Genomic DNA, 11,071 nt, shown 5'->3' on the forward strand with positions numbered 1-11,071 from the left:
ATTTTCAATAACCTAATCTACTGCCTACCCAACGCTACATCGGGAATCCTTTCATCCGACTTAATAGCAATTGTTTGCTACTAACCTAAAGATTAAAAAAGCAAAAAGAAGCTTCAAAAAAAGAATGTACCACAAGAACTTGATTAAGTTCTTACTAAACCTTTATCAAACTATTGAAATTTGACAAAAGTTTATAATTTATACCTAACAATGAATTGAAAAATTCGTGGCAAAATAAAGGTAGTTTGCTCACTAATCAGAAAGTCGGAAAAAGTATTTTGATTCTTAGTTTCATTATTTAAAAGATTAGAAACCATAAATTCAAAACCGAATGGGCTATTTTTCTTTTGATACGTTAAGGACACATTAGCTATTTCAAAAAAAGTATTCGGATTGGTAAAATTCAAATTTGTAAACGCTTCGTAGTCGGCTTTAAATGAAACATATTTAAACACTTCATGGTCAAATTGTGCTGAAAATTGATTCGTTTCAAATTTAGAAGTACTAATGCCGCTAAATGAATTGAAACCCTTGGTATAACCTACTTTTACAAAAGGCCATTTTTTGTAGGCTGTTCGCAACTCAACACCTACAGTTTGATTAGTTCTTGTATTTGCCGTTTCAATTCCGTTTACTTCCTGAATATAATCAAACCACGAAAGTGATGTATTTAACCTCAGATTAAAACGATACATCTTTTTACTAACAGAACCTCCAACTCTGTAATTGGTTTCGGGATTATCCGTTAAAACAGGTGTGGTAAACTGATTGATGCCGTCGAGTGCAACGGTGTTTCTGATTGTTTTAACTTTTTTATTCCAACTGACAAAACCATTTACTATCAAACCACGATACATACTCATTTTAGCATAATTCATCATGGCTGAATGATACCTTTCATTGTTAAGCAAAGCATTCCCTCTGAACACTGAATTATAACTTTGCAACGTAAATCGACTCGCCAGTTGTGAAGCTTCAGGGAATTGATTTACCAAACGATAGTTCAACTTTAATGATTCCGATTGGTTGAATTCGTATTCGCTAGTAAACTGTGGTTGAATCAAAAATTTTGAATGTGTTGTATGCAATTCAAACTGCTTAGCTTCTAATTGATACCAATGACCATAAACACCCGGCTTGTTTGTCCACTTTCCTATTTTAAATTTATATTCTAATCCAACAAAAGCATCATTTAAACGATAATCAATATCATTTCCAAAACCATTTTCAGCAAAGTCATTTACGGTTCCGTCAGTTAACAATTGTCGTTCGGATGTTTGTAATGTCGTAGTCCCAAAATTGTTGCCAATATTTGTATATAAATGATTGAAATTATTCACAATCCAGTAATGTTTGAACAACACATCAACTGCGTTTGACTTTACCTTTTTCAATTGTGTGATTTGATAGGACTCATCATCTTCTATCGGAATTAAACCTGCTAAAAAAGGTTGATTAGTTAACCATTGATTTTGTGGTATATTTTTTTCAAGGGAATGATTCACAACAAAAGTTGTGGTGTGGTTTTTCGAAATGGACTTATGCCATTCTAAATATTGTTTTGCTGAAGCATTATCGGCTTGTCGCAAGGTTTCAAAAGTATTTTGATTAGCAGACGTCACAGAATTGAGAAACGAAAAAACATCGTTTGTACTCGATTGAAAATGTGCGTTATAATACCATTTTTCATCTTTGCTTGGTGTATAATCTAATTTTACATTTCCAAGTCCAAGCATGGTTTTATTGTTTCCGTCTTGAATTCTTGTTTCAAGTGTTTCAGTTTGCAGGTATTCTAAAGCGGTTTCGTTTTTAGTAGCAGTAAACAACTTAGAAAATAAGGCAAAGCCGGAAACATCTAATTTTTTTGAAACTTCATGACTAAAATTTAAAGCGGCAAACTGCGATTTATTCTCTGTTACATCTTTATTCTCTGTAGCAAAAGAATAGAGATTGGTTAATGATTTTCTGCCAGATATAAAACTACTAACACCTCCTTGAAAACGCATTAAATCTTGGAAAGTAAACGTTTGCTTTCCAATGTTGTTACTATCGCCAATAAAACTCAAATTGGTTTTTGGTGCATAATAGAACAAAGCCGCATGTAGGAAATGATAGGAATCGTTTCCAATGCCGGCTTCAACATCGCCAAAAACAAACTTCTTTTTGTCTTCTTTGAGTTTGATATTCATGGCTAAATCTTCGGAATCAGAAACTTGTTTTAAAAAACCTACTTCATTAAAATTATCAATAATTTCTACTTTATCCACAGCATCCGCCGGTATGTTTTCAACCCCTAGTTTGGTTCCTCCTCCAAAAAATGATTTATTTTCTACCAAAAATTTAGTAACTCGTTTACCTTGAACTGTTACGCCTCCGTCTTTATCGACCTCAACACCGGGTAGTTTTTCAAGTTGTTCTTTGAGTTTTCGTTCGTTTCCGGTTGTAAATGCCTTGACATCATAAACCAGCGTATCTTTTTTGACAACTATGGGTTCATATTTGTGGTTGATGATTACTTCATTTAAGGCAATACCTGTAGCTTTTAGTTTAAAGTGGTGCTCCTTTGGGCTTTCATTAGGTTCATAAATAAAAATTTCTTCTTGATAACCAAGATAGGAAACCTTAATTTCATATCGCACCTCTTTGTCTAACTCCAATTTGTATCTTCCTCTGTTGTCAGCAATAGAAAACTTAATTCCTGCTTTTTCTTGTAGCGGTTTTGCTATAACATTGGCGTTTTCGAGGGGTTTGTTTAAAGTATCCGTAACAACACCCGAGAAGGTTTGAGAGAATGAAAGCTGAATTGAAAAAAAAATAAAAAATAATAGGATTTTTGGCATTACAAAGTATATAATCAGTTTTTAAACGAATTTCTTGCCTTTCTAATTAATTCATCAAAATTTTCTTGACTAATTACTTCACCTTTTGGTTTAATTATTTTTTTTAAATTTTCCTCGGTTAGATTAAATTCAACTTTATCGCAAACAATCGAATAAGTTATTAAATTATATTCTAAGACTAAACCTGGTAAATCATAACACATATCAGGCCCAATATTGAAGGGTATTTGAGGACTAAACCAAACACTAAAATTTTTATTTTGAATTTTATTGAACCCATTTGCTTTTAAACAAACAAAGTCATTGATTATTTTCTCTTCAGTTGTAATCTCCCATTCTATCTTATTTTGTAATACTAAATAATTAATGCCTCTAAAGCTAGTAACCCTATAACTTTCTTCATTGGCTATGTCAACGTAAAAAAAATAACTATGAAAATTATCTAGGAAAATTTTTTTTGTTCCTTTTATGTCATCAGTTAACATTAAATCTTCTCTATAAAAAACACTTTGATTTTGATTATACAATAATTTAAATTTTACTAATCTTTCAACATCAACATATGCTGCTGTCATTTGATTTATTATATTGATATTAGTTTCATTATTGCTTTTTGATTTTAAATCCTTCTCTATATTTTGAATTTCTATAGCATTAGGAATTACTTTATATGAAACATTTATTTGATTATTATAAATTGTTTGTGAAAAACAATTTATAACAAGAAAAAAGAAAAATATATTAACTCTCATATTTTAAAATTTTAAAACTTTTAGGATTAATTTCTTAATCCTAAAAGTCTATTGTGAAATTATTAAGTTGGAATACAACTTGGACAATTCAATCTACTTACACAATCATCATAAGCATCAGCGAAAACCTGATATCCTACAGAAGTATCGTTATTGCCTGAAATTATATAGTGAAAGTTTTCAGAAACTTCAGCAAAATTATAACAATCAATCACTGTTGTTCTATCATTTGACAATTCAATTGCGTTATCATGATTTTGTACATTTACATTTTCTATTATTGGCTGATTAATATTTGCCATTGAACTCTCCGAAAAAGCCATCATTGCGATAGCACTAAAAATAAATTTTTTCATAAAATAAAAGTTAAAAGTTAATACGTACAATAATAACGTGTTAAAGTTTTTATTCCTAGTTATAATATAACTAAACTAGTTATATTCTGACTAAAATTCATTTTACAACTTATCAGTAATTTCTTTTTTATCTATTTTTGAAAATCCAATGCAAAAAGCTTTCATTTCATATCGCAACTCTTTGTCTAACTCCAATTTGTATCTTCCACTATTTTCAACGATAGAAAACTTAATTCCGGCTTTTTCTTGTAGCGGTTTTGCTATAATATTGGCGTTTTCGAGGGGTTTGTTTAAAGTATCCGTAACAACGCCCGAGAAGGTTTGGGAGAATGAAAGCTGAAAAAATAAAAGAGAAAAAGGTAAAAAAAATCTAAGCATTTTATCAATTTGTATAATTCTGTTTGGCTTTGTTTAATTTTTTTTTAATCATTTTAGCTGATATCTATACCTTTTAGTTTTTGAATACTTTTTATATCCTCTTTGGAGAGTGAAAAATCAATTTTTTCACAATAAATTTTATACATCTTAAAATCATATTCCATAACAAATTCAGGTAAAATTGACTATTAGATGGAAGATTTACATAAACATCCTTTTTATTATATTCATTTAAGAATTAAAAAAAAGCAAAAATAAATCCACAACATACATCTAATTTTTAATTGTTGCTTTATAATTGTCAACTCTTTTTTCAATTTTATTTTTATATTCCTCAATAGACAACAATTCTTTTGTTGATATTAGTTCACTCTTGCATTTTAAATCTTCATTAAGTTTAATTGACACAGCTAAATATGTTATTCTAGCGTCTTTTAATTCTAATATCAAACCCGGTAAATTATAGAATTGTTTGGGTCCAGCTTGAATAGGTATTTCTGGTGTAAACCAAGCAATTACATCAAACGATCTATCAGAATATTTAGTTTTTTCTACTCTTTTTGTTGTTGCTTTATAACACAAAAAACCATCAATGTATTTTGACTCATTAGTTATTTGCCAATTATCTATTGGTATAAACTTAACACGAAACTCTTCGTTTTGAAATCGTCTTAAACATTCAAAACTTTTTAAATTAAAATCAAAATAATATTCAGTATCGTCAACCAAAGTTCTTGCTATTTTATCTGTATTATTATTTATTGCTAATGCTTCTACTTGATAAAACTTTGATTTATTATTGCAAATATGTAATTGAAATTCAATATTGGGTAATATTTTCTCAACTTCTTCAAAAAGTGAGACAACAGATGGATTTTGTGATTTTTCTGATTTAGTCATCAATGGTTCATCATTTGAAATTTTATAGGTAACAATCACAGAATTACTTTGTGAATAAACCGCTGAATATATAAATAAAATTAAAAAATATTTTTTCATAACATTAAATTGCCCGACTTTATAATCGGGCACTTTTATAATTAATTTTGTTGATTTTGAATACATTCATCGTAGAACAACACTTGTGCTCTATTCGCTACTTCTCTAGAAACTCCAAGAACTGAAGTCAAATAATCTTGAAGAATTTCTGCACTCTCACAACAATTAATAAAAAAATTAACGATATGCTTCATACAATATGCAAAACATCATCATTTCATAAGCAACATGTAATGCAGTTTCAAGATCCACCTCTTGATTGATCATATAATGATAATCCCACAAAGCTTGTCTCACGCAATTCTCTTCATTTTCAAGTATCAAATTACTATAATTCACTTCATCATCTAATTCAAAATAAATTTTTTCAACTTCTATTAGCTTATTTAGTTTTGGAATAACCAAATCATTTGCCTTTACGTTAAATGCAAACAATAAAAATAAAATGATAATACTATTTTTCATAAATTTTAATTTTTAATAAATTTGTTTTTTAATAAATTTTCTCCGTTCTCAATTAGATATCTTTGATATTGAGACTCTGTCATTTTAATACCCTTTTCGGGCACATCAATTTTAAATTCTGTATCAAAAAACTCAATTTGAGTAAGATATAGAATTACTTCATTTTCTTGAAGTTCAAAGACTAGACCAGGTAAGCCATTAGAATTCATAGGACCAAAGGAATAAGGAAATGATGGAGCATACCATACAGTTGTAACCTTGTCAAACTGTCTTTTACCGTTATCTACTTTTTTAACGGAATATGCTTTAAAGCATTCAACACCATCAATCTTTTTTGTATCAGATGTCAAATTCCAAACTGGCATTTCTTGTTTTATTAAATATATATCTCCAAAAAAATCTTTTTGATTTAAGAAAACTGTATCCTTAAAATTGCTATAATAAACTCCCCTGCCTCCAACATTTTGTGCAAATTTGACATTTTTTTCAGCATGTTTTTTTGTGAATTCCTTATCTATTTCATAAACCGACTCTAGATTACTAACTTTCAATTTATACTTTATATCATCAATATAATTAGTGTAATTATAATAAATTTCTTTTACATCAAAATTCTTCTCAATGAGATATGTTGAATCTACTTTAACACTATATGTGCAAATTATGTTTTGAGAAAAAGCACTAGTAGAAAAAAAAATAAATACCAACAAACAAAATTTGTAATTGCTAATAATTGATATAAATTGAAATGATTTCACCTTCACTTTTATTCTTCATTAAGTAATTCCGGATCCATACATACATTATAAGCCCATTCAGCATGTTCAATTGCCCAATCTACATCTCTTCCTCTATTGATACACCCATGATAAACAGTTATGGCAAAATTAAAACAACCCCATTCATCATTTTCAATTTCAGATTTTGACATTTCAAGTTCCTTGGTACTATTACAAATAGTAATATTTTCTAAATTTAAATTATCAATAGTATTTGCCATTGAACTCACCGAAAACGCCATCATTGCGACAGCACAAAAAATAAATTTTTTCATAAAAATAAAAGTTAAAAGTTAATACGTACAATAATAACGTGTTAAAGTTTTTATTCCTAGTTATAATATAACTAAACTAGTTATATTCTGACTAAAATTTACCTTACTGTTTGTCAGTAATTTCTTTTTTATCTATTTTTGAAAATCCAAACAAATTTACCTATTGATTTTAAACATTACTTATTTGTTTTAAACAAATTACTACTATGCTACAAAAAATTTTAGTGAAAATTAGGAAAATTAGAAATGAAAATTCATTGTCTCAAGAGTTTATGGCTAACGAATTAGAAATTTCTCAAAGTCAATACGGAAAGATAGAAAATGGAAAAGTAACCTTAAGTTTTGAAAGATTGCAGAAGATTGCTACTATTTTAAAAGTAGATATAACGACCTTAACGAACGAATAAAATTCAAGAATAAACCAATAAACATTATTAATAAATCCCTACTTACTTCTTCCACCGCAACGTCTCCATCAACGTTTGCACATCATCCTTAATATAACTCGCAGCCGGCATGATAGAGTCAAAATTCGGCTTGGTATAGAAGTAAACAGAACCTGTCACAAAATGATTAAGACTGTCTGTTAAATAAAACTGGGTGTTGGTTGCCGCATTACCTCCCACTTGATAAAACATACCATATACTTTATCTTTCGTATTGATAAAAGGTAATTCAACAATGTCATCTGCTTTAATTACGTGTTCGTATGTGAGTTTTTGAGCATCTCGCAACAAGGTTTCTAAATTAGAAGAAACAGGCATGTATGTCAAAAAAACAGAAGCTTTCATTCTCGGATAGGTAATCGTAACATTACAGTCTTGCTTTACCTTAACATTGGTTTCCGTATTGTAATCAAATACAAACGGACACGGGCTATCAAAGCCCATATAAATAGCTTCTTCATAATCCAATCGCAAATGAGCAAAAGGTTTTGGCATTACGTCGTCTTTACAACTTGCCAGTAGCACTAATCCAAACAGAAATAACACCTTTCTTTTAAGCATCTAAAGTAACTTTGATTTGTTTCACTCTTTTTTTGTCAACCGCTTCTATAGTAAACACCACATTTTGAAAAGCTATTCTTTGTCCTTTCTTGGGAAAACTTCCGATGATTTCTAAAATGAATCCGGCCAAGGTTTCGGCTTCTCCTTTATTGGCTTCAAAAACTTCATCGTCAACATCCACAATTCTATAGAAATCTTTGAGGTTAATCTTTCCTTCAAAAAGAAAATTCCGATCATCTATTTGTGAATAATTGATGTTCTCATCATCAAATTCATCACTGATATCGCCCACAATTTCTTCAATAATATCTTCAAGCGTTACCACACCAGAAGTTCCTCCATATTCATCTACTACAACTGCCAAATGACTCTTTTTATTTTGAAAGTCTTTTAATAAATCATCTAATTTTTTGTTTTCCGGCACAAAAAAAGGCTCACGTAACAAACTTTTCCAATCAAAATTAATAGTATCAATATGTGGAATCAAATCTTTAACATACAAAACACCTTCAATTTGATCGATATTGTCATGATAAACAGGAATCCGCGAAAAACCTCTACTCACAATTTTAGGCATGATCTCTTCAAAAGTTTCATCATCTTCCAACGCAAAAACATCAATTCGCGGACTCATCACTTGACTCGCGTCGGTATTTCCAAACGAAACAATACCTTCCAAAATTTTTTGCTCTTCATCGGATGTTTCCTCAGAAGATGTAAGCTCCAAGGCTTGTGACAATTGATTGACTGATAAATTTGATTTTTGCTTACCTAATTTTTGTTCCAAATAAATAGTAATCGCCCGCATAGGCATGTTCAGCGGTGTTAAAAGAATATTGAAAAACGCAAGCGGTTTTGCAATTAGTTTAGCAAACTTTACATTGTTCCTGTTGGCATAAATCTTTGGCAAAACCTCACCAAATAATAAAATTAAAAAAGTAACTACCCCCACTTCAACAATCCATTTAATAGCTTCAGATTGAATACTACCAAAAAGACTGTTTTTGATAAACGAGAAAACTATAACTATAGCAATATTGATAAAATTATTGACAATCAATATGGTTGCCAATAATTTTTTTGGTTTTTCAAGTAATAGAGAAATTGTAAGGTCTTTGCCTCCTGATTCTTCCGAAATCTCATCAATATCTTTTTGAGAAAGTGAAAAAAGAGCCACTTCTGCTCCTGAAATCAAAGCAGAGCAAATTAGTAAAACAACAATGCTTATCAATCCAAAAAGCAAACTTGGATCAAAATTTTCTAAAATACCGAGAGGTTCAGGGTCCAAATAATGGTAAATTTGGTTAAACAATATTAAAACGGCATACCTTCATCAGAATGGCTATCGTTTTGAGAGTCAAAATTACTGCTTTTTATCGAATCAGGCACACCTGATGCATTTGTTTTATTAAGTTCGGTATCCTTTTTTGTGGTTAAAAAAGTAAACTCCGTGACTTGAATTTCTGTGGTATATTTTGTCACCCCATCTTCTGTTTGCCATTGACGGGATTTAATTCGGCCTTCCACATAAATTTTATCACCTTTTGACAGATATTTTTCACAGATTTCAGCAGCTTTATTTCGCACTACCAAATTGTGCCATTCGGTAGAAGTTATCTTTTCGTTTGTTGTTTTGTTGATATAAATCTCGTTTGTTGCCAATGGGAATCTTCCAATGCAATTACCTCCATCGAAATAGTGCATTTTTACATCATCGCCTAGGTGCCCAATTAACATCACTTTATTTAAAGTACCGTTCATAATATTTATTTTGTTTTAGGAATGTATAAAATTACAAATTTTAATACGGATTAAAAATTCTTTTCAATAAAATTATAAATCACAATTGGAAAAGGCAATTTTTTTATGGTGTCAAACGACAGTCCGTTTTCCAATTCTCCTTCAATTTCAACCCTCCAAAAACGGATAGTTATGTGTTGATGAGACAGTTTGTGTAGCACATCAAAATTATCAAAAGGTACAATTGCGTTTATTTTATAATTGTAATTTTCTTGTCCCTTAACCAATTGTACTATTTCTTTTTCAGAACGTATATTTTCTGTTTCTATCAATGGAAACTCATACAAGTTATGCCAAATCCCTGTTGAAGTTCTTTTATTTACGACACTATTATTGTTAGCATCTTGAAAAACTAAATAATTAAAAAACCGTTTCGCAATCTTTGTTTTTTTTAATTTTAAGGGAAGTGATTGTACTTTTTTCATTTGTAAAGCCGCACAACTAGTATTAAAAACACAAACGGAACAATCAGGGTTTTTTGGCACGCATTGCAATGCACCAAATTCCATAATAGCTTGGTTAAACAAGGCCGGTTGTTTAGAATCCATAACTTCTTTTGCCAAAGCCGTAAATTCATTTTTAGCTTTAGACGATGAAATATCTGATTCAACATTAAAATAACGCGACAATACTCTAAAGACATTTCCATCAACCACGGGAACCGCTTCATCATAAGCAAAGGAAGCAATAGCAGCAGCCGTATAAGAACCAATTCCTTTTAGTTCTAACAATTCATTGTATGTTTTAGGAAATTGGCCTTCTTTCTCAAAAGCAATGATTTTTGCCGTTTGATGTAAATTCCTGGCTCTGGAATAATAACCCAACCCTTGCCAAAGTTTTAAAACTTGTTCTTCGGAGGCTTTAGCCAAATCAAAAACAGTTGGAAAATGAGCTAAAAAAGACTCAAAATAAGGCAATCCTTGAGCCACTCTTGTTTGTTGTAATATGATTTCTGAGAGCCAAATTTCGTAGGGATTTTGCGAATTTCGCCACGGAAGTTCACGTTTGTTTTGTAAATACCATTGAATTAAGTAATTAGAAAAACCCATAAATTTAAATTGGTTGACAAAAGTAAAGCATTATGTAATTAAATTTTAATCGATTATGCTTGAATTATTGTTTTTTTAATTCATATATTTGCACTCTCAAAATTTTACACATAATAATATAAAAAGAATTAAAATGACGAAAGCAGATATCGTAGCAAAGATTTCAGAGAAATTAGGCCTTGAGAAAGGTGACGTTCAAGCCACTGTTGAATCTTTTATGGAAGAGGTAAAAAACTCATTGGAAACAGGTGACAATGTTTATTTAAGAGGTTTCGGAAGCTTTATTGTTAAGACAAGAGCAGAAAAAACAGGAAGAAACATTTCAAAAAACACAACAATTAAAATCCCAGCTCACAACATTCCGGCTTTCA

At 30.2% G+C, this 11,071-nt stretch carries 14 protein-coding genes; 2 read left to right on the forward strand and 12 right to left on the reverse strand.

Going from position 1 to position 11,071, the window contains the following annotated elements:
* Window positions 1-191 precede the first annotated feature (191 nt).
* The 8 genes from B3L86_RS06805 to B3L86_RS06840 form a co-directional block, all read right to left on the reverse strand.
* Window positions 192-2,840, reverse strand: coding sequence for a carboxypeptidase-like regulatory domain-containing protein (locus tag B3L86_RS06805; RefSeq protein WP_291116750.1), 2,649 nt, complete (start codon window positions 2,838-2,840; stop codon window positions 192-194).
* A gap of 14 nt (window positions 2,841-2,854) precedes the next feature.
* Window positions 2,855-3,592: a GLPGLI family protein gene (locus B3L86_RS06810; protein ID WP_291116752.1), complete on the reverse strand. Its 738-nt coding sequence runs from the start codon at window positions 3,590-3,592 to the stop codon at window positions 2,855-2,857.
* A 62-nt stretch (window positions 3,593-3,654) separates the two neighbouring features.
* The gene (locus tag B3L86_RS06815; RefSeq protein ID WP_291116754.1) at window positions 3,655-3,948 is read right to left on the reverse strand and encodes a hypothetical protein; all 294 of its coding nucleotides are present in this window, start codon (window positions 3,946-3,948) and stop codon (window positions 3,655-3,657) included.
* A gap of 102 nt (window positions 3,949-4,050) precedes the next feature.
* Window positions 4,051-4,326 (reverse strand): carboxypeptidase-like regulatory domain-containing protein, encoded by a 276-nt coding sequence (locus B3L86_RS06820; RefSeq protein ID WP_291116755.1) that lies wholly within the window; start codon window positions 4,324-4,326, stop codon window positions 4,051-4,053.
* Between the two features lie 273 nt (window positions 4,327-4,599).
* The gene (locus B3L86_RS06825) at window positions 4,600-5,358 is read right to left on the reverse strand and encodes a GLPGLI family protein (protein ID WP_291116757.1); all 759 of its coding nucleotides are present in this window, start codon (window positions 5,356-5,358) and stop codon (window positions 4,600-4,602) included.
* Window positions 5,359-5,502: 144 nt separating this feature from the next.
* Entirely contained in the window at window positions 5,503-5,790 is a 288-nt protein-coding gene (locus B3L86_RS06830) for a hypothetical protein (RefSeq protein WP_291116759.1), read from the reverse strand.
* Window positions 5,791-5,795: 5 nt separating this feature from the next.
* Entirely contained in the window at window positions 5,796-6,548 is a 753-nt protein-coding gene (locus tag B3L86_RS06835) for a GLPGLI family protein (RefSeq protein ID WP_291116760.1), read from the reverse strand.
* A gap of 8 nt (window positions 6,549-6,556) precedes the next feature.
* Window positions 6,557-6,844, reverse strand: coding sequence for a hypothetical protein (locus tag B3L86_RS06840; RefSeq protein WP_291116762.1), 288 nt, complete (start codon window positions 6,842-6,844; stop codon window positions 6,557-6,559).
* Between the two features lie 206 nt (window positions 6,845-7,050).
* Here B3L86_RS06840 and B3L86_RS06845 point away from each other — a divergent pair, with 206 nt between their 5' ends.
* The gene (locus B3L86_RS06845) at window positions 7,051-7,251 is read left to right on the forward strand and encodes a helix-turn-helix domain-containing protein (protein WP_291116764.1); all 201 of its coding nucleotides are present in this window, start codon (window positions 7,051-7,053) and stop codon (window positions 7,249-7,251) included.
* A 42-nt stretch (window positions 7,252-7,293) separates the two neighbouring features.
* On the opposite strand, the gene gldD is transcribed toward B3L86_RS06845, so the two are convergent.
* Genes gldD through mutY form a run of 4 tightly spaced genes read right to left on the reverse strand, consistent with a single transcriptional unit; the run spans window position 7,294 to window position 10,700 of the window.
* Window positions 7,294-7,851: a gliding motility lipoprotein GldD gene (gene gldD, locus B3L86_RS06850; RefSeq protein WP_291116765.1), complete on the reverse strand. Its 558-nt coding sequence runs from the start codon at window positions 7,849-7,851 to the stop codon at window positions 7,294-7,296.
* Entirely contained in the window at window positions 7,844-9,139 is a 1,296-nt protein-coding gene (locus B3L86_RS06855; RefSeq protein ID WP_291116767.1) for a gliding motility-associated protein GldE, read from the reverse strand. Before B3L86_RS06855 ends, gldD begins: the two co-directional genes overlap by 8 nt.
* A 26-nt stretch (window positions 9,140-9,165) precedes the next feature.
* Window positions 9,166-9,612 carry a single-stranded DNA-binding protein gene (locus tag B3L86_RS06860; protein ID WP_291116769.1) on the reverse strand — a complete coding sequence of 149 codons (447 nt, stop codon included), beginning with the start codon at window positions 9,610-9,612 and terminating at the stop codon, window positions 9,166-9,168.
* 50 nt (window positions 9,613-9,662) lie between these two features.
* The gene (gene mutY / locus B3L86_RS06865) at window positions 9,663-10,700 is read right to left on the reverse strand and encodes an A/G-specific adenine glycosylase (RefSeq protein WP_291116771.1); all 1,038 of its coding nucleotides are present in this window, start codon (window positions 10,698-10,700) and stop codon (window positions 9,663-9,665) included.
* A 133-nt stretch (window positions 10,701-10,833) separates the two neighbouring features.
* Between mutY and B3L86_RS06870 the strand changes: the two genes are divergently transcribed.
* Window positions 10,834-11,071: HU family DNA-binding protein (locus B3L86_RS06870; protein ID WP_291116773.1), on the forward strand; the 238-nt coding region annotated here is incomplete at its 3' end.

It is taken from the genome of Flavobacterium sp. UBA6135 (genome assembly GCF_002428305.1).
Classification (GTDB): domain Bacteria; phylum Bacteroidota; class Bacteroidia; order Flavobacteriales; family Flavobacteriaceae; genus Flavobacterium.

Coding starts and splice junctions, on each gene's coding strand:
- B3L86_RS06805 (WP_291116750.1), bottom strand. CDS start 2,840: ATGCCAAAAATCCTATTATTTTTTATTTTTTTTTCAATTCAGCTTTCA.
- B3L86_RS06810 (WP_291116752.1), bottom strand. CDS start 3,592: ATGAGAGTTAATATATTTTTCTTTTTTCTTGTTATAAATTGTTTTTCA.
- B3L86_RS06815 (WP_291116754.1), bottom strand. CDS start 3,948: ATGAAAAAATTTATTTTTAGTGCTATCGCAATGATGGCTTTTTCGGAG.
- B3L86_RS06820 (WP_291116755.1), bottom strand. CDS start 4,326: ATGCTTAGATTTTTTTTACCTTTTTCTCTTTTATTTTTTCAGCTTTCA.
- B3L86_RS06830 (WP_291116759.1), bottom strand. CDS start 5,790: ATGAAAAATAGTATTATCATTTTATTTTTATTGTTTGCATTTAACGTA.
- B3L86_RS06840 (WP_291116762.1), bottom strand. CDS start 6,844: ATGAAAAAATTTATTTTTTGTGCTGTCGCAATGATGGCGTTTTCGGTG.
- B3L86_RS06845 (WP_291116764.1), top strand. CDS start 7,051: ATGCTACAAAAAATTTTAGTGAAAATTAGGAAAATTAGAAATGAAAAT.
- gldD (WP_291116765.1), bottom strand. CDS start 7,851: ATGCTTAAAAGAAAGGTGTTATTTCTGTTTGGATTAGTGCTACTGGCA.
- B3L86_RS06860 (WP_291116769.1), bottom strand. CDS start 9,612: ATGAACGGTACTTTAAATAAAGTGATGTTAATTGGGCACCTAGGCGAT.
- mutY (WP_291116771.1), bottom strand. CDS start 10,700: ATGGGTTTTTCTAATTACTTAATTCAATGGTATTTACAAAACAAACGT.